This window comes from Qipengyuania sp. RANM35 (genome assembly GCF_041021145.2).
Taxonomy (GTDB): Bacteria; Pseudomonadota; Alphaproteobacteria; order Sphingomonadales; family Sphingomonadaceae; genus Qipengyuania; species Qipengyuania soli.
The window spans coordinates 875,683-893,176 of the sequence record NZ_CM196433.1; the positions used below are offsets into that span (position 1 = coordinate 875,683).

The window sequence follows — 17,494 nt, forward strand, 5'->3', positions numbered from 1 at the left end:
GCCGCAGGAACCTCCAGCCGCGGTTCCGCCCTATGCGGGCCGCGGCTGGCGCAACATGGGAACCAGGGGCGGACTATCCGGCTGCGGATGTAGCGGATCGCCGCTGACTTCGAAGCCGCACGAACTGTAGAAGCCGTGGTTTGCGGGGTTCGAATTTTCGAGATAGGCGGGCATTCCCTCCTTGTCACATGCGGCCAGGACCGGTGCGATGAGTTTGCGCCCAAGCCCCTTGCCCTGTGCCGCAGGTCGCACGCCGATGCTGAAGAGGTAGGCGTGCGGAAAGTTCGGATGGACCGAGTCCATGGCTTCGCCGGTCAATATGCCGCGCTTCACGGCGCCGGGACCGCACATGAGGGCAGTGGGCACTGCGAAACGGAAATAGTCCCAATTGCTGAAACTGGCATCGCCCCCCGGCAGCATCCACATGCATGCGCCTTCATCGCCAAGTGAATAGGAGTATCCGCGCGGTACGTAGATGTTGCGGGCCTGCATGTGGAACAGGTTACGGATTCCTGCAAAATTGCCGAACAGCCAAAGGTTGAACGGGTCGTTGCGGAAGGCATCGGCGGTTATGCTGCCGATCTTCCGCGCGTCGCGCTTGTTTGCGTGCTTGAGTTCCAGCCCAAGGTCGATTTCGCCGGGATCCATGTGCTTTCCCCCAAGAAGCAAGTGCGGGAAGGCTAGCTGAGCGTCACCGGGCGGTCTAGGCGTCGCAAATGCCGCTCTTGCTCGCTGCCTTCCTGATTACTGCCTTGCTCTACGCCAGCGTCGGTTTCGGCGGGGGCTCAACATATAGCGCGCTCCTTGCCCTGTCCGGCGTCGACTACCGCGTGCTTCCCATCATTTCACTGTGCTGCAACCTCGTCGTCGTCCTTGGCGGTACGATCAGGTTTGCCCGCGCAGGAGTGATACCCTGGCGCCCGGCAGCAATCCTGACAGCCATTGCTGCGCCAGCAGCATTCCTCGGCGGGCTGACGCCGGTCGGGGAAAGCGCCTTCATGCTGCTTTTGGGGGCCAGCCTCGTACTCACCGCATCGACGATGCTGCTCCCGGTCATGGGAGACGATGAGGTGCAATCCCATCCTCTGGCAAGGTTCGCCCCGCTGGCAGCCGCACCCCTTGGATACCTGGCGGGGCTGGTCGGCATAGGCGGCGGGATATTCCTCGCGCCGCTGCTCCACCTCACCCGCTGGAACAATCCGCGCGCTATCGCCGCAACTGCGAGCCTGTTTATCCTGGTGAATTCCCTCTTCGGCCTTGCAGGACAGGTTCTGAAGGGCGGAGAAGGGCGTTTGGCTGCAGCGTTCGACTTTGGCCTTCCGCTGTTGGTTGCGGTCGCAGTCGGTGGCCAGATCGGGAGCTGGATCGCGGTGCACAAGCTGCCGCAGAAATGGATCCGCTGGGGAACGGCCGCGCTGGTGTTCTGGGTGGGGTTTCGCCTGCTGACGGCATAACGAAAAAGCCGCCCGAAAGGCGGCTATCGTTCTGGCGATGTGCAGAAAGTGGCTCCCCGAGTTGGATTCGAACCAACGACCAAGTGATTAACAGTCACCTACTCTACCGCTGAGCTATCGGGGAGCAGCCCGTCAGGCAGGGGTGCGCCTATATGGGCGGCTCTGCGGTTTGGCAAGCGGGCAATTGGCAAAAAATTGCGCGGAATTTCCGGCAGCGTCGCTCAGAACACGAACTGTTCGGAAACTATGCGTTCGTCGAGCGCGTGGCCGGGGTCGAACAGCAACGTCAAAGCGCTTTCACGGGCTATTTCGAGATGCACTTCGGCCACGTCGCGGATTTCCTTCTGGTCGGCGACGGCACTGACGGGCCGCTTCTGCGATTCATGGACCTTGAAGGAGATCCGACTGCGGTCAGGAAGGATGGCACCTTTCCACCGTCTCGGCCGGAACGCGGAGATGGGAGTTAGGGCGAGGAGTTGCGAATCGAGTGGCAGGATCGGTCCGTCGGCTGACAAATTGTAGGCTGTCGAGCCTGCCGGAGTGGCGACCAGCACGCCATCGCAGACCAGTTCCTTGATCCGCACCTTGTCATCGACGCTGACTTCGATCTTGGCGGTCTGGCGCGTTTCACGCAGCAACGAGACTTCGTTGATGGCGCAGTGGCGCACTACCGCGCCGTCTTGGGTTGTCGCCTCCATCGCCAGAGGCAGGATAGTGTGCGGCTTTGCCCGCGATATCCGCCCTAGCAGCTGGTCGGCCCGGCGATTGCGGTTCATCAGGAAGCCGACCGTACCGAGGTTCAGGCCGTAGGCCGGCACGATCTTGCCAGTGTCGAGCATGGTGTGGAGGCTCTGAAGCATAAAGCCGTCTCCCCCCAGGACCACTGCTGCATCGGCATCCTCGAGGGGAACCCAATCGGCCAGCTGGCGATAATCCTCCGCCGCCTCCTGAGCACGCTCCGAGTCGGAGACGAGAAGTGCCAAGCGGCTGTAATCTGCCATTTTTGCGCCTCTACTCCACCACGCGACCGCGCAGGTTCCGGTTGCAAACGCGTACCTATGGGTGCGCGTCCCATTTGGCAACACAGCGGAATTGCTGGCCAAAATTTCGCGACAGGAGGATAAGAGTCGTCACATGGCCACATTGCCCGACCACGTGAACATGGAAAGCCGCGATAGCCTCACCGGCCTCGCCGACCCGGCGCACGCCCGGGCGACAATGGCGCGCTGGCAGGAAGAATGGCCGCGCGACAGCATTGCCTGCCCGATCCACGCGATGCTCATCTCACTGGGTCGAATCGACACGGTCAATGTCGCGTTCGGAGAAAGTGCCGGTGACGGCGCCCTGGTCGAAGTGGCGCAGCGGATACGTCATTTTGCCAGCGACGAGCTAGACAGCACTGCGTGGGTTGCTGCCAGATTGACCGGCGGCAATTTCCTTTTGCTCGCCCGTCAGCAGTGCAGTCGCGAGCGCTGGCAATGGCTTGCGGAAGCTCTGGCTGACGCCATCGCCATGCCCATTGCCAATCCCGAGGGTGGGGCGCGATTGCGATTGTGGCCGCGAATTGCGCTGATGCGCGTCACCGAGGGCGATGGACCCGACCAGGTGCTCGATCGACTGTCGGAGGCCTCGGCGCGAATGCGCGGCGGGCAGGGCCAACGCATCGACTGGTCCACCGGCGAAACCGCAAGTCTCGGCAGGACCTTTCGCGAGCTGGAAGGCGATCTTCTCGCCGCGATCGACAATGAGGAGATCGAAATCCTCTTCCAGCCGCAATACACTCTGGCCGACGAACGTATGATCGGGGCCGAGGCGCTGGCCCGCTGGCACCACCCCACTGTGGGCCGCATCGGAGCAAGCACGTTGTTCCAGATTGCGGAGCGGGCGGATCACACCGCGCAGTTGTCGCGCCACATTGCAAAGCGCGCGCTCCAGCAGGCGGCGCACTGGCCATCGCACCTGCGGCTATCGTTGAACGTGACACCTGCCGACCTTGCAGCCGACAGTTTTGCGATGGAGTTCGCTCGCATGGCGGAGCGTACGGGATTCCCGCTTTCGCGAATTACGCTGGAAATCATCGAACAGGTCCTGTTGGCGGACCTCGATCGCGTCGGCCATGTGCTGGATCAGCTGAAACTGTTCGACATTCGCCTGGCGCTCGATGATTTCGGGGCGGGGTTCTGCAATTTCCGTTACCTCAAGGTCTTGCCGATCGATTGTATCAAGCTGGACCGTTCGATGATCGATGGCGTCCTGGAGGACGAACGTGATCTCGCCGTTTTCCGGGCGATTCTCGCGATGGCGCGCGCGCTTGATCTTGCCGTGGTAGTCGAAGGGGTAGAAAACGAGGCGCAGCGTCGCCTCGTCGCTGCGGAGGGATGCGAGTACTATCAGGGCTTCATCCGCTCCGAACCGGTTTCGGCGCAGAAATTTCTAGAGATGGCCGCCTCTTAAGCGGCCTTTTTCTCGTCTTTTCGAGATTTCTTGACGATTCCGGACAGGCCCTTGGTTAGTTGGAACAGGCCGTTCAGTCGGCTTTCGGGCGAATTCCAGGCTCGGCTGATGACCAGCTTCATGTCCGGACGAAGCTTTGCCGTGCCCTGCAAACGATCGACGTAGGCCAGAAGCCCGACAGGATCGGGGAAGTCGTCCTTGTGGAAGGCCACCAGTGTCCCAGCTGCCCCCACATCGATCTTGGCAATGTTGGCCTCGATAGCCTGGTGCTTGATTTCGATCAGGCGAACGAGATTGGCTGTCGCGGCGGGCAAGTCGCCGAAGCGGTCGATCATTTCGGCTGCCAGAGCCTCGATTTCTGCCTTGTCGGCAGCATCGTTGAGGCGGCGATAGAGAGCCATGCGCACGGCGAGGTCGGGGACGTATTCCTCCGGGATCATGATCGGCGCGTCGACCGTGATCTGCGGGCTGACCGTCTCGCGCTTGGCCTCCAGCCCCAGCTCGCCCGCCTTGGCGGCGAGGATCGCGTCCTCGAGCATCGACTGGTAGAGCTCGAAGCCGACCTCGCGGATATGGCCCGATTGTTCGTCGCCCAGCAGATTGCCCGCGCCGCGGATGTCCAGGTCGTGGCTTGCCAGCTGGAAGCCCGCGCCGAGGCTGTCGAGGTCGCCCAGCACCTTGAGGCGCTTCTCCGGCACTTCGGAAAGCTGCGTGTCGGCGGCGTAGGTGAGGTAGGCGTAGGCGCGCAGCTTCGAACGACCGACGCGCCCGCGCAACTGGTAGAGCTGGGCGAGGCCGAAGATATCCGCGCGGTGGATGATGATCGTGTTCGCGCTCGGCAGGTCGAGGCCGCTTTCGACAATCGTAGTCGCCAGCAGGACATCGTACTTGCCCTCGTAGAAGGCGCTCATCCGCTCCTCGATCTCACCCGCGCCCATCTGGCCGTGTGCGGCGACGAACTTCACCTCGGGCACATGCTCGTGCAGCCAGTCGGTGATCCCTTCCATGTCTGAAATGCGCGGCACGACGATGAAGCTCTGCCCGCCACGGTGGTGTTCGCGCAGCAACGCCTCGCGCATCACCATGTCGTCCCATTCCATCACGTATGTGCGCACCGCAAGGCGGTCGACCGGCGGGGTCTGGATGGTCGAGAGCTCGCGCAGGCCCGACATGGCCATCTGAAGGGTGCGCGGAATGGGGGTGGCGGTCAGCGTCAGCATATGGACATCGGCGCGCAACTGCTTGAGCTTTTCCTTGTGGTTCACCCCGAACCGCTGCTCCTCGTCGACGATGACGAGGCCCAGATTCTTGAACTCGGTCTGCTTCGACAGGATCGCGTGGGTGCCGACGACGATATCGATATCCCCGCTTGCAAGGCCATCGCGGGTGTCTTTCATTTCCTTTGCCGGGACGAGGCGTGAAAGCCTGCCAACTTTGAGCGGAAAACCGTTGAAGCGGTTTGCGAAATTCTCGAAATGCTGGCGTGCGAGCAGGGTGGTCGGCGCGACCACGGCGACCTGCTGCCCGTTCATCGCCGCCACGAATGCGGCGCGCAGGGCAACCTCGGTCTTGCCGAAACCGACGTCGCCACAGACCAGCCGGTCCATCGGCTTGCCGCTTTCAAGATCCGCGAGCACGTCGGCGATGGCGCGATCCTGGTCGTCGGTTTCTTCCCACGGGAAGCGGTCGAGGAATTGATTGTATGGGCCGGGTTCGACCTCGAGCACGGGCGCCTTGCGCAAGGCACGCTGCGCCGCGACCTTCAACAGTTCGCCGGCAATCTCGCGGATGCGCTCCTTAAGCCGCGCGCGGCGCTTCTGCCAGGCCTCACCGCCGAGCTTGTCGAGCATGACCGCCTCTTCGGACGATCCGTAGCGGCTGAGGACGTCGATATTCTCGACCGGGATGTAGAGCTTGTCGCCCCCACGGTACTCCAACATCACGCAGTCGTGCTTCGACTTGCCGACAGTGATCGGTTCGAGGCCGAGGTATTTGCCGATGCCGTGTTCAGTATGGACGATCAGGTCGCCGACGCTGAGCGCCTGCAGTTCCGCGAGGAAGGCATCGGCGTCCTTGCGCTTCTTCTTCCGCCGGACGAGGCGGTCGCCGAGGATGTCCTGCTCGGTCAGCAGTTCCATCTCGTCGTTGGCGAAGCTCGCCTCGAGCGGCAGGACCATCGCCGCTGCCTTGCCCTTCGCTGATAGGCCGAGCGCTTCCTGCCACGTATCGGCCAGCTGCACCGGCATTCCCGCCTCGTCGAGGATCGAGGCGATGCGTGCGCGGCTGCCCTTGGAATAGGCAGCGATCAGCGGCCGCTTGCCCGCCTTGCCAAGTGCCTTGAGGTGATCGGCCAGCACCGGATACACATTGTCGCCGCGCGCACGTTCGGGCGCGAAATCGCGGCCGGAGCGGAAACCGAAGCTGATGACCTTGTCGCTCTCCGGCTCGTCGAACGCGGTCGCGCGGTGGGCGGGGGCCGCAGCAAGGGCGGCCTTGAACTCTTCGTCGGACAGGTAAAGCGAGGCCGGATCGAGCGGGCGGTAACTGCCTTTTGCCTGGCCGCTCGCAGCCTTTCGCTGCTCGAAATAATCGGCGATGTCCTTGATCCGCTCCTCGGCTGCACCGAGTGCGGCGGTGTCGACAACCAGCAGGTCATCCTTGCCGAGGTGGTCGAAGAAGGTTGCCAGCCTTTCCTCGAACAGCGGGAGCCAGTTTTCCATGCCCGCCAGCCTGCGTCCCTCGCTGACCGCCTCGTAGAGCGGATCCTGCGTCGCATGGGCAGCGAAGAGTTCGCGATAGCGGGTGCGGAAGCGCTTGATGCTGTCTTCGTCGAGCAGCGCCTCGCTGGCGGGGAGAAGGAGATGCGAGTCGAGCCGCCCGGTGCTCATCTGCGTGTTCGGATCGAAGGTGCGCAGGCTCTCAAGCTCGTCACCGAAGAAATCGAGCCGCAGTGCCTCTTCCATGCCGCTGGGGAAGATGTCGACGATCGAGCCACGCACGGCGTACTCGCCCTTGTCGATCACCGTGTCGGTGCGGCTGTAACCCTGGCGCTGGAGCAGGGCGGCAAGGCTCTCGCGCCCGATCTCGGTGCCCACCTTGAACTCGCGCACGCTCTCGCGAATGCGGAAGGGAGTAAGGACGCGCTGGAGCACCGCATTCGCGGTTGTGACGACCAGCTGTGCCTTCGCCTTGCCCGCCTGCAAGCGGTGCAACGCAGCAAGGCGGCGGGCGCTGATCGAGAGGGCCGGGCTCGCGCGGTCGTAGGGCAGCGAATCCCACGCGGGGAATTCGATCACTTCCAGTTCGGGCGCGAAGAAGGCGGCGGCATCAACGATCCCGCGCATCGCCGCATCGTCAGGTGCGATGAACACTGCGCGGCCGGTGCTGGCGCGGGCGAGATCGGCCATCACCAGCGGCTGTGCGCCACGTGCGACCTGGGCGAGAGTGAGGGGCTCGCGGGCTTTCAGGATACGGGAGAGGTCGGGCATTGGGTTCCTAGCGTTCCTGTCAACATGATGTTCCGCGCACGCACGATTGCCCCCTGCCCGGTCGGGAAGGGGGGGTGGCGAATTGTCAGCGCGAGATAGGCGCTAGGGCTGGAAGGTCAACGCGGAATGTCGACGTAATCGAGCAGCTGCATTGCCTCGATCAGCGGCCCTGCAAAGCGGAGCGGCACGGGCTGGGTCTTCAGTGCCCAGGCCATGACGTCGACGTCATCTTCCTCGAGCAGCGCTTCGAACCAGCGCAACTCGTCCTCGCCCCAGCCTTCGTGATAGCGGTCGAAGAATCCGCCGATCATGTAATCCGCCTCGCGCGTGCCCCGGTGCCATGCACGGAATCGCGCGCGCTGCTTGCGGCCTTCGAATGTGAGGTGGTCTGCCAAGGAAAATGCCTGTCGTTCGCGTCGGTTCGCCCTTTGACCCATCGCCCGGTTTCGATCAAGGGTGGCGCGGGCGCGATAGCGGAGTGGACGGACAGTGGCGGACGATCTCGAAAGAAGCTTTGCGGCAATGCGCCTTGCCTCTTCGATGGCGGAAGAATTCCGGCGCGATATCGCCGAGGCCGAGGCCACACCGACCGCCGGCTATCCTGAACTGGTCCGGCGGTTTCGTGGCCCGGTGCCCGAAACGGGCGGGGACGCAGAGGACATCATCCGCGAGCTTGGCGAGCTGGCGCGCGACGGGATTCGCGGGACGACCGCGCCACGTTTTTTCGGCTGGGTCATCGGCAATTCGCACCCGACCGGGGTCGCCGCCGACTGGTTGACCTCGGCCTGGGGGCAGAACGCCGCCAATGTCCAGGCCGCGCCGGCTGCCAGCGCGGTCGAGGCGGTGGCCGTCGAATGGCTGCTCGACCTGCTCGACCTCCCGCGGACTGCTTCGGTGGGAGTGGTGACTGGTGCGACGGTGGCGAACTTCGTGTCCCTCGCCGCTGCCCGCAGCGCGCAGCTTCGCAAAGTCGGCTGGAACGTCGAGGCGGACGGGCTCTTCGGGGCTCCACCCATCCGTGTCCTGATCGGGGCCGACGCCCATACGACGGTCTATGCCGCGCTCAAATTCCTTGGCCTCGGCGCTCGGCGCGTCCGCGAGGTCGCGACCGATGACCTGGGCCGGATGCTCCCGGGCGACTTCGAAAAGGCGTTGGGCGAGGGCGAGGGGCCGGTCATCGCGATTGCCCAGTGCGGGCAGATCAACACCGGCGTGAGCGATCCCTTCCACGAGATCGCCCCGATGGTCCGCGATGCGGGCGGCTGGATGCACGTCGATGGCGCATTCGGGCTGTGGTCGCGCTCTTCTCCGAAACTGCGCCACCTTGCCGACGGGGTCGAACTGGCGGACAGCTGGGCGACTGACGGGCACAAATGGCTGCAGACGCCCTATGACTGCGGTTTCGCCATTGTCCGCGATGCCGAGGCGCATCGGCGGGCGATGTCCTTTTCTGCAAGCTACCTGCCGCCAGCCAACGAGGACGAGCGCGATCCGTCCGCCTATGTCATGGAACTTTCGCGCCGAGCGCGAGGCTTCGCCGCCTGGGCGATGATCCGACAGCTTGGCCGTGAAGGCATCGCCCGCATGGTCGAAGGCAATGTCGCGGTGGCGAAGGCCATGGCGGCGGGCATGGCGGCGATCGAGGGTGCCGAACTCGTCTGCCCGGTCGAACTCAACCAGTTCATGGTCCGCTTCGGTGGCGACTGCGACGTCGAAGAAGGTGACCGGCTGACGCTGGCGACCGTGCAGCGACTGCAGGAGGAATCGATTGCCTTCGCCGGTCCGGCCCTGTGGCGCGGGCAATGGGTCATCCGTTTCTCGGTCAGTTCCTGCGCCACCACGATGGAGGACGGCGTGATCACGGTCGAGGCCGTGCGCTCGGCCTGGAAGGCTGTCCAAGCCGGTGCCTAGTCGTTAACTCCCTCGCGATGCGTCCCGATATTCTCAACCCGCTCTTCACCGAGACCGAGGCGCTCGAAGGTGTCGGCCCCAAGCTGAAGAAGCCGCTGGAGAAACTCGGCCTCACGCGGGTGCGCGATCTCGATTACCACCTGCCCGAACGCTTCGTTACGCGGCGGGCGGTCAACAATCTCGACGAGGCTGGCGAGGGCGAGCAGATCGTCGTCAAGCTGACCGTGACCGAACACCGCGGCGGTCGGTCTCCGCGCGCTCCCTATCGCGTGCTGGCGCAGGATAGCGTCGGTAACATCCTCGCGCTGACCTATTTCGGTCGCGCATCCTATACCGCCAAGAAGCAGCTGCCGCGGGGCGAAACCCGCTGGGTCGCGGGCAAGCTCGAACGGTTCGGGGACATGCTCCAGATCGTCCACCCCGACCACGTGGTCGAGGAGGGCGGCGAGACGCTGCAGCGCCTGTGCGAGCCGGTCTATCGCCTGTCCGAGGGGCTGACCCAGCCCAAGGTGTCAGGTCTCGTCGAGCAGGCATTGGCGCGCACACGCGAGCTTCCCGAATGGATCGAGGAACGCCAGGTCGAGAAGTCCGGCTGGCCTGCCTGGCGCGACGCTCTGGTCCTGGCGCACAAGGGCGAACACAAGCTCGCGCGCGACCGGCTGGCCTACGACGAGCTGCTCGCCAACAGCCTCGCGCTGATGCTGGTGCGGGCCGACAACCGCAAGCGGCGCGGGCAGGCGTTGCAGGGCGACGGCAGCTATCGCGGCAAGCTCGACCTCCCGTTCCCGCTGACCGGCGCGCAAAAGCGGTCGATTGCCGAGATCGAAGGCGACATGGCGCAGGAATCGCCCATGCTCCGCCTGCTGCAGGGCGACGTGGGCGCAGGCAAGACCGTGGTCGCGCTCGAAGCCATGCTGATCGCGGTCGAGGCGGGAGCACAGGCGGCCTTGCTCGCGCCGACCGAAATCCTCGCCCGCCAGCATTACGAGAGCCTGCGCCGCATGGCCGAGCCGACCGGGGCGCATGTCGCGCTGCTGACGGGCCGCGACAAGGGCAGGGCGCGCGAAGCGACCCTCATGGGCCTCATCGACGGCAGCATCGATATAGTTGTCGGCACCCACGCGATCTTCCAGGACGCGGTCGCCTATCACAATCTCGCGATGGTCGTGATCGACGAGCAGCACCGCTTCGGGGTCGGCCAGAGGCTCATGCTCGCGAGCAAGGGCAAGCGCGCGCCGCATGTGCTCGCCATGACCGCGACACCGATCCCGCGCACGCTGACGCTGGCCCAGTATGGCGAACTCGACGTCAGCAAGCTCGACGAGCTTCCTCCCGGTCGTCAGTCGATCGACACGGTCGTCATGGGGCAGGACCGGATCGGAGCGCTGGTCGAACGCCTTGCCGCGCAGCTTGACGAGGGGCGCCAGGCTTATTGGGTCTGCCCGATGGTCCGCGAAAGCGACGGGCCGGACGAGATCGCCGCAGCCGAAGCGCGTTATGCCGCGCTGGCAGAGCGGTTCGGCAAGGACGTCGTTCTCGTCCACGGGCAGCTGGCACCTGAAATGAAGGACGCGGCGATGGAGCGCTTCGCCAGCGGCGATGCCAAGCTGCTGGTCGCGACCACCGTCATCGAGGTCGGGGTCGACGTGCCCAATGCAACGTTGATGGTCATCGAACAGGCCGAGCGCTTCGGTCTTGCCCAGTTGCACCAGTTGCGCGGTCGCGTGGGCCGGGGCAGCGAGAAGAGCTTCTGCGTCCTGCTCCATGGCGAAGGCCTGTCCGAAACCGCGCAGGAGCGCCTCAAGCTGATGCGCCAGACGCAGGACGGGTTCCTCCTTGCCGAGGAGGACCTGCGCCTGCGCGGTGGGGGCGAACTGCTCGGCACACGCCAGTCCGGCGACACACCCTTCAGCGTTGCCAGTCTCGAGCAGATCACCGAACTGCTCCCCGTCGCCTATGACGATGCCCGCCTGCTCATGGAACGCGACGGCGGCCTCGAGGGGCCGCGCGGTGAGGCGGCGCGCGTGCTGCTCTACCTTTTCGAGCGGGACTATGGCGTGAAGACCCTGCGCGGCGGCTGAATCCATTCGTTGGACGGAGCGCTGCAAATCCAATAGCATCACTCGACCGGCCATTGACGCGGGATGCCTGTGAGCGACGTCTTCATCTCCTATGCCCGCAAGGACGCCGCCATTGCCGGCCAGTTCGCCAAGGCATTCGAGGCACATGGTCTGGAGGTCTGGTGGGACAATTCGCTCCAGACCGGCGAGGTGTTCGACGAGGTCATCGAGGCGGCTTTGCGTGCGGCCAGGGCGGTGGTGGTGCTGTGGTCGAGCAGTTCGGTCGCCTCGCGCTGGGTCCGGGCGGAAGCGACAATCGCCGACAGGCGGGGAACCCTGATTCCGGCGATGATCGAGGATTGCGAGCGGCCGATCGTTTTCGAACTCACTCACACCGCCGATCTGATTGGGTGGTCGGGAAACACGGGTGACACGCGTTGGCTGGACCTGCTGGAGGGAGTGAGGCGCCTTGCCAGCACCCGGTCGGAAGCCGACCTTGCAAGTGTGGCTGCAATTTCAGCGCAGAAGCCTGCGCAGCCGTCCTCGAGCACCTCGCAACAGCCCTCGGTGCTGATCCTCCCCTTCGTGAACATGAGCGGCGAGTCGGCGCAGGACTATTTTTCCGACGGCGTGAGCGAGGACATCATCACCGACATGGGCCGCATCCCCGGCATGTCAGTGGTCTCCCGCAACACCGCCTTCTCGTTCAAGGGGCGGACGGTTTCGCCCACCGATCTGGCCGCTCGCCTCGGTGTGACACACATCCTCGAAGGCAGTGTCCGCAAGGCTGGCGAGCGGGTCCGGATCACCGCCCAGCTCTTCGATGCCAGAAGCGACACCCAGTTATGGGCCGAGCGCTTCGACCGCACGCTCGACGACATATTCGCGATCCAGGACGAGATTTCGCAGTCCATCGTCGCGGCGCTGAAACTGCATCTCGCCCCGGAAGACCGAAAGGTTATCGGACAGCGCGATGCGACGAATTCCGAGGCCTACGAGCTCTTCCTCATCGCGCGGCAGTTCAACCGCACCGGTAGCGAGCGAATTCGACCGCTTGTGATACGGCTGTGTCGCCGCGTGGTCGAACTCGATCCGGGCTTTGCGCGGGCTTGGGCGTTGATGTCGATCGGCGAGGCTGAAATGGCGCAGCGCGGCGTCCCGGGCACCTCGATGGCGCAGGCCCGCGAGTGGGCGGAAAGGGCCATCGCCGCGGATGCCAGCGTTGCGGAGGGGCATGCTGCGCTGGCCGAGGCAACCCTGCGTGATGCAGCCTCGAAATCGACCGCATCGGCACCGCTGGTGCAAGCCGCGCTGGAACGGGACCCGGACTGCTACGACGCGCATGTCCTTGCCGGCTACCTTCATCTAGCGGAGCGAAATTATCCCGAGGCCATCGCCAGCTTCGAGCGTGCGATTGCGCTCGAGCCGCTCGAGTACCGGGCACGGGGTATGGTAATGCAGGGTTATTCCGGCCTCGGCGACGAGGAGCGATTGAAGGCCGCCGCGCGTCGTTTCATCACGCGGGGAGAGGAGATACTCAAGACCGAGCCCGACCATGGCGGGGTTCTGGGTTTCATGGTTGCTTCGCTGGTTGCACTTGGGGAAGCCGAGCAGGCCATCGACATGACTCGCAAGGCCGAAATCTTCGACCCCGAGAACATGCGCCTTCTGTACAATCTTGCCTGCGCCATGGCGCAGCTCAACGAGCCCGAGATGGCGGTGCGTCTGCTCGGCAAGATGGTTGACGAGGTCCACCTCGGCTGGTTCGAGTGGATGGCGGTCGACAACGACCTCGATCCCATACGCGAAGATCCCGGCTTCAAGGCGCTGATGGCGCGTGTCGCCCAGGCTTGAAGGCCGGCGTTACCGCAAAAGGTCGAGGATTGCCTTCGCGCCCAGGCTCACATCTTCCCAGGTATCGCGGAAATTGTCCTCTCCACCATACCAGGGGTCGGATACCTCTGCTCCTTCGCGGCCGGGCACGAGATCCATCATCATTGCGACCCGCGCCTTGCCGTTGCCGGGATCGATTCGCCCGATGTTGGCCATGTTCGAGCGGTCCATGCCGACGATGATGTCGAAACGGTGGAAGTCCTCGACCGCCAGCTGGCGCCCGCGGTAGTGCGAAATGTCGATCCCGTGCCGCTCTGCCTCAGAGACGCTGCGCGGGTCCGGCGGCTCGCCGACATGGTAGTTGGCCGTACCCGCGCTATCGGTTTCGATATCCAGTCCCGCGTCCTGCGCCGCACGCCGGAATGCCGCCTCCGCCAGTGGCGAGCGGCAGATGTTTCCGAGGCAGACGAACAGGACCGCGGGCTTGGTCATCGGCGGGCTCAGGTCGCGTCGTCGACCGAGTTTGCCGCCGACTGGAGGTCTTCCCCGAGCCCGCGAACGGTGTTGCATGCCGACAGCGAAAGCGCGCCGGCCGCCATGAGCGATACGATGATGATCTTGCGAAGCATTGGTGACGATCCCTTGTCTGTGTGCCGCTTGCGCGGAGGTGACGGGCAAATTGCCGCGTCACGCTTGATCGTCAATGAACGAAGTGGTCGGGGAGAGAGGATTCGAACCTCCGGCCCCTGCCTCCCGAAGACAGTGCTCTACCAGGCTGAGCTACTCCCCGACCGGATCGGCCCGCTGCATCTGGTGCTGCGGGTGCGAAGCAAGGCGCGCCCTATAGGTGTGGAATGTGGGCTGCGCAAGCGGGCAATTCCTGCAAATTCGCTCTAGGAGGAAAATCTCCTGAAGAACGAGCCGGACGTGTCCCAGAACCACCCCGAACAGCAATATCTCGACCTCATGCGCCACATCTGGAGCGCGGGGAGCGAACGGGTGGACCGAACGGGAATCGGTACGCGCTCGGTCATGGGCGCGATGTTGCGATTCGACCTGGCCGACGGTGCCATGCCGCTGATCACGACCAAGCGCGTCTACTGGAAGACCGCGACGCGCGAGCTGCTGTGGTTCCTTACCGGGGACACCAATATCCGTCCGCTGGTGCTGCAGGGCGTGAAGATCTGGAACGAGTGGCCGCACGCCAACTACGTCAAGGAAACCGGCGAGCAGATTTCGCTGGAGGATTTCGTCCAGCGCATTGCCGAGGACGAGGCCTTTGCCGAGCGCTGGGGCGATCTCGGTCCCGTCTACGGTAAGCAATGGGTCGACTGGCCGACCTACCGCTATCGCAAGGACGGGCTCTACGAGAAGGGGCCAGGGATCAACCAGGTTGCCGAGCTCGTCGAATCGCTACGCAACAACCCGGGCAGCCGCCGCCACATCATTGAAGGCTGGAACGTCGCCGAGCTCGACCGCATGGCGCTGCCGCCTTGCCACAAGACCTACCAGTTCCATGTGGCGGGCGACCGCCTCAATTGCGTACTCTACCAGCGCAGCTGCGACGTAGCGCTCGGCCTGCCGTTCAACCTATGGTCCGCCGCGCTGCTGACGCGGATGCTCGCGCAGCAGGTCGACCTGCCGCCGGGCGAACTGGTCTGGATGGGCGGGGACACGCACCTCTACCTCAACCACGCGCACCTCATCGAAGAGCAACTGTCGCGGGAACCGCAAGGGCACCCGACGCTTGAGATCATGCGGCGTCCGGCCTCGATTTTCGACTACCGCATTGAGGATTTCGAGGTTCGCGACTACACGCCGCACGGGCCCATCAAGGCGCCCGTCGCGGTTTGATCCGGCCGACACTTGACCGTTTCTCCCGCGTGAAATAATATAACGCCAACGCGTAAGATTGCGTCTGGGAGAGTCTCATATGGCCGATAGGCCCGCAGGCGCGGCAGGTGAGGGCGATAATCGCCCCAAGCTGTCGCTCCATGTCCCCGAACCCAAGTTCCGGCCCGGCGACGCGGTCGACTTCTCGCACCTGCAGATTCCGGAGGCCGGCGTGCAGCCGCGCCCCGACGAGACCTGCGATCCCAAGGACATGCGCGACCTCGCTTTCGGGCTGGTCCGCGTGCTGGGCGAGGATAACAAGGCCCACGGCCCCTGGGACCCGAAGCTCGATCCCGAAACGCTTCGTCGGATGCTCGGCCACATGGCGATGACCCGCGCCTTTGACGAGCGCATGTTTCGTGGCCAGCGCCAGGGCAAGACCAGCTTCTACATGAAATGCACCGGCGAAGAGGCGACTAGCGTCTCCGCCTCGATGGCGCTGGCGGCGGATGACATGGTCTTCCCGAGCTATCGCCAGCAGGGCATCCTGATCCAGCGCGGCTACCCGCTGATCGAGATGATCAACCAGATCTACTCGAACAAGGGCGACAAGCTGAAGGGCCGTCAGCTGCCGATCATGTATTCGAGCCGCGAGCACAGCTTCTTCACGATCAGCGGCAACCTCGCGACGCAGACGCCGCAGGCCGTGGGCTGGGCCATGGCCAGCGCCGCCAAGGGCGACAGCCGGATTGCCGCGACCTGGGTGGGCGAGGGCAGCACGGCGGAGGGAGACTTCCATTCGGCCTGCCTGTTCGCGACCGTCTACAACGCGCCGGTCATCCTCAACGTCGTCAACAACCAGTGGGCCATCTCGAGCTTCTCCGGTTTTGCCGGCGGCGAGCGCACGACCTTCGCAGCGCGCGCCATCGGCTATGGCCTCGCTGGCCTCAGGGTCGACGGTAATGACGCGTTGGCCTGCTATGCGGCGGAGAAGTGGGCCGCCGATCGTGCGCGCGCCAATGCCGGTCCGACGCTGATTGAGTTCTTCACCTATCGCGCCGAGGGGCATTCCACCTCGGACGATCCTTCTGGCTATCGTAGCGCGCAGGAGCGTAACGAGTGGCCGCTCGGCGACCCCGTCACGCGGCTCAAGGACCACCTCATCGCCATCGGCGAATGGGACGAGGAGCGCCAGCAGAATATGGACCTCGAGGCGGCGGAATACGTCAAGGCCGTCACCAAGGAAGCGGAAGCCAACGGCATCCTCGGCCATGGCTTGCACCATCCGTTCCGCACCATGTTCGAGGACGTGTTCGAGGAGTTGCCCTGGCACCTCAAGGAACAGAGCGAGCAGGCGATCCGCGAACGCGAGACCAAGTTCCCGGGAGGGCTCAAGCTGTGAGCACCACCACCAAGACACGTGAATCAAGCGCTTCATCGGGCACCGAACGCCGCCTGAACATGATCGAAGCGATCAACGAAGCGCTCGATGTCAGCATGGAGCGCGACGACAACATCGTCGTGATGGGCGAGGACGTCGGCTATTTCGGCGGCGTGTTCCGCTGCACTGCGGGGTTGCAGGAGAAGTACGGCAAGACTCGCGTGTTCGACACGCCGATTTCCGAATGCGGCATCATCGCCGCGGCGGTGGGCATGGGCGCCTATGGCTTGCGTCCTGTGCCGGAAATCCAGTTCGCCGACTACATCTATCCCGGTCTCGACCAGCTGATCTCTGAAGCTGCCCGCCTGCGCTATCGTTCGGCGGGCGAGTACATCGCGCCGATGACCGTGCGCTCGCCCTTCGGCGGCGGCATCTTCGGTGGCCAGACGCATAGCCAGAGCCCGGAGGCGCTGTTCACCCACGTCGCCGGTCTCAAGACGGTGATCCCGAGCACGCCCTACGATGCGAAGGGCCTGCTGATTTCGGCGATCGAGGACAATGATCCGGTGATCTTCTTCGAGCCGAAGCGCATCTACAACGGCCCGTTCACCGGCTACTACGACAAGCCCGCCCAGCCGTGGAAGAATTTCGACGCCAGCCTGGTGCCCGAGGGTCATTACAGGATTCCGCTCGGCAAGGCGCGTCATGTCACCACTGGCGACGAACTCACCATCCTCGCCTACGGGACGATGGTTCACGTGGTCGAGGCGGTGTGCCGCGAGAAGGGCGTAGACGCAGAAATCCTCGACCTGCGCACGCTGGTACCTCTGGACATCGAAGCGATCGAGGCTTCGGTTGCCAAGACTGGCCGCTGCCTGATCGTCCACGAAGCGACCCGCACCAGCGGTTTCGGCGCCGAGCTTTCAGCGCTCGTCACCGAACGCTGCTTCTATCATCTCGAGGCGCCCGTCGAACGCGTTACCGGCTTCGACACGCCTTATCCGCATAGCCTCGAATGGGCCTATTTCCCCGGACCGATCCGCATCGGCGAGGCCCTCGACAAGATCCTGAGCGAGTAAC

General features: G+C 64.3%; 14 protein-coding genes and 2 tRNA genes. 8 read left to right on the forward strand and 8 right to left on the reverse strand.

The features are described 5' to 3' along the window. Positions 1 to 30: 30 nt before the first annotated feature. Positions 31 to 648 carry a GNAT family N-acetyltransferase gene (locus RAM60_RS04410; protein WP_369025410.1) on the reverse strand — a complete coding sequence of 206 codons (618 nt, stop codon included), beginning with the start codon at positions 646 to 648 and terminating at the stop codon, positions 31 to 33. 68 nt (positions 649 to 716) lie between these two features. Here RAM60_RS04410 and RAM60_RS04415 point away from each other — a divergent pair, with 68 nt between their 5' ends. Next, positions 717 to 1,454: a sulfite exporter TauE/SafE family protein gene (locus tag RAM60_RS04415; RefSeq protein WP_369025409.1), complete on the forward strand. Its 738-nt coding sequence runs from the start codon at positions 717 to 719 to the stop codon at positions 1,452 to 1,454. Positions 1,455 to 1,503: 49 nt separating this feature from the next. Here RAM60_RS04415 and RAM60_RS04420 read toward each other — a convergent pair. Together RAM60_RS04420 and RAM60_RS04425 are read right to left on the reverse strand one after the other, a co-directional pair. Further along, positions 1,504 to 1,578: transfer RNA gene (locus tag RAM60_RS04420), tRNA-Asn, on the reverse strand. 97 nt (positions 1,579 to 1,675) lie between these two features. Next, entirely contained in the window at positions 1,676 to 2,455 is a 780-nt protein-coding gene (locus RAM60_RS04425; RefSeq protein WP_369025408.1) for an NAD kinase, read from the reverse strand. Positions 2,456 to 2,588: 133 nt separating this feature from the next. Between RAM60_RS04425 and RAM60_RS04430 the strand changes: the two genes are divergently transcribed. Then, a complete protein-coding gene (locus RAM60_RS04430; protein ID WP_369025407.1) occupies positions 2,589 to 3,908 on the forward strand; it encodes a bifunctional diguanylate cyclase/phosphodiesterase in 1,320 nt (439 codons plus the stop codon). Here the strand turns inward: RAM60_RS04430 and mfd are convergent. After that, positions 3,905 to 7,396 carry a transcription-repair coupling factor gene (mfd, locus tag RAM60_RS04435; protein WP_369025406.1) on the reverse strand — a complete coding sequence of 1,164 codons (3,492 nt, stop codon included), beginning with the start codon at positions 7,394 to 7,396 and terminating at the stop codon, positions 3,905 to 3,907. The two genes, RAM60_RS04430 and mfd, sit on opposite strands and share 4 nt — an antisense overlap. A gap of 116 nt (positions 7,397 to 7,512) precedes the next feature. Next, complete coding sequence (locus tag RAM60_RS04440) at positions 7,513 to 7,791, reverse strand: FAD assembly factor SdhE (RefSeq protein ID WP_510640238.1); 279 nt, start codon at positions 7,789 to 7,791, stop codon at positions 7,513 to 7,515. Between the two features lie 94 nt (positions 7,792 to 7,885). On the opposite strand from RAM60_RS04440, the gene RAM60_RS04445 reads away from it, so the two are divergent. The 3 genes from RAM60_RS04445 to RAM60_RS04455 all read left to right on the forward strand — a co-directional run bounded on the left by RAM60_RS04445 (position 7,886) and on the right by RAM60_RS04455 (position 13,221). Continuing rightward, the gene (locus RAM60_RS04445; RefSeq protein WP_510640240.1) at positions 7,886 to 9,307 is read left to right on the forward strand and encodes a pyridoxal phosphate-dependent decarboxylase family protein; all 1,422 of its coding nucleotides are present in this window, start codon (positions 7,886 to 7,888) and stop codon (positions 9,305 to 9,307) included. Between the two features lie 17 nt (positions 9,308 to 9,324). Further along, positions 9,325 to 11,388, forward strand: coding sequence for an ATP-dependent DNA helicase RecG (gene recG, locus RAM60_RS04450; RefSeq protein WP_369025403.1), 2,064 nt, complete (start codon positions 9,325 to 9,327; stop codon positions 11,386 to 11,388). A gap of 69 nt (positions 11,389 to 11,457) precedes the next feature. Beyond that, positions 11,458 to 13,221 (forward strand): TIR domain-containing protein, encoded by a 1,764-nt coding sequence (locus RAM60_RS04455; protein WP_369025402.1) that lies wholly within the window; start codon positions 11,458 to 11,460, stop codon positions 13,219 to 13,221. 9 nt (positions 13,222 to 13,230) lie between these two features. Here the strand turns inward: RAM60_RS04455 and RAM60_RS04460 are convergent, their stop codons facing one another. From RAM60_RS04460 to RAM60_RS04470, 3 genes are all read right to left on the reverse strand, one after another. After that, positions 13,231 to 13,692, reverse strand: coding sequence for a low molecular weight protein-tyrosine-phosphatase (locus tag RAM60_RS04460; protein WP_369025401.1), 462 nt, complete (start codon positions 13,690 to 13,692; stop codon positions 13,231 to 13,233). Between the two features lie 8 nt (positions 13,693 to 13,700). Further along, positions 13,701 to 13,829, reverse strand: a complete 129-nt coding sequence (locus RAM60_RS04465; protein WP_369025400.1) for a hypothetical protein — start codon at positions 13,827 to 13,829, stop codon at positions 13,701 to 13,703. A gap of 84 nt (positions 13,830 to 13,913) precedes the next feature. Then, positions 13,914 to 13,990: transfer RNA gene (locus tag RAM60_RS04470), tRNA-Pro, on the reverse strand. Between the two features lie 137 nt (positions 13,991 to 14,127). Between RAM60_RS04470 and RAM60_RS04475 the strand changes: the two genes are divergently transcribed. The 3 genes from RAM60_RS04475 (at position 14,128) to RAM60_RS04485 (ending at position 17,493) form a co-directional block, all read left to right on the forward strand. Continuing rightward, positions 14,128 to 15,054, forward strand: a complete 927-nt coding sequence (locus RAM60_RS04475; RefSeq protein ID WP_369025399.1) for a thymidylate synthase — start codon at positions 14,128 to 14,130, stop codon at positions 15,052 to 15,054. Between the two features lie 79 nt (positions 15,055 to 15,133). Beyond that, on the forward strand, positions 15,134 to 16,435 hold the full coding sequence (locus tag RAM60_RS04480; RefSeq protein ID WP_369025398.1) for a 3-methyl-2-oxobutanoate dehydrogenase (2-methylpropanoyl-transferring) subunit alpha: 1,302 nt from the start codon (positions 15,134 to 15,136) through the stop codon (positions 16,433 to 16,435). 59 nt (positions 16,436 to 16,494) lie between these two features. Beyond that, entirely contained in the window at positions 16,495 to 17,493 is a 999-nt protein-coding gene (locus tag RAM60_RS04485; protein WP_369026138.1) for an alpha-ketoacid dehydrogenase subunit beta, read from the forward strand. Position 17,494: the final 1 nt, after the last annotated feature.

Bases quoted from the DNA above. Each gene is read 5' to 3' on its own strand.
- RAM60_RS04410 (WP_369025410.1), bottom strand. From the start codon at position 648: ATGGATCCCGGCGAAATCGACCTTGGGCTGGAACTCAAGCACGCAAAC.
- RAM60_RS04415 (WP_369025409.1), top strand. From the start codon at position 717: ATGCCGCTCTTGCTCGCTGCCTTCCTGATTACTGCCTTGCTCTACGCC.
- RAM60_RS04425 (WP_369025408.1), bottom strand. From the start codon at position 2,455: ATGGCAGATTACAGCCGCTTGGCACTTCTCGTCTCCGACTCGGAGCGT.
- RAM60_RS04430 (WP_369025407.1), top strand. From the start codon at position 2,589: ATGGCCACATTGCCCGACCACGTGAACATGGAAAGCCGCGATAGCCTC.
- mfd (WP_369025406.1), bottom strand. From the start codon at position 7,396: ATGCCCGACCTCTCCCGTATCCTGAAAGCCCGCGAGCCCCTCACTCTC.
- recG (WP_369025403.1), top strand. From the start codon at position 9,325: ATGCGTCCCGATATTCTCAACCCGCTCTTCACCGAGACCGAGGCGCTC.
- RAM60_RS04460 (WP_369025401.1), bottom strand. From the start codon at position 13,692: ATGACCAAGCCCGCGGTCCTGTTCGTCTGCCTCGGAAACATCTGCCGC.
- RAM60_RS04465 (WP_369025400.1), bottom strand. From the start codon at position 13,829: ATGCTTCGCAAGATCATCATCGTATCGCTCATGGCGGCCGGCGCGCTT.
- RAM60_RS04480 (WP_369025398.1), top strand. From the start codon at position 15,134: ATGGCCGATAGGCCCGCAGGCGCGGCAGGTGAGGGCGATAATCGCCCC.
- RAM60_RS04485 (WP_369026138.1), top strand. From the start codon at position 16,495: ATGATCGAAGCGATCAACGAAGCGCTCGATGTCAGCATGGAGCGCGAC.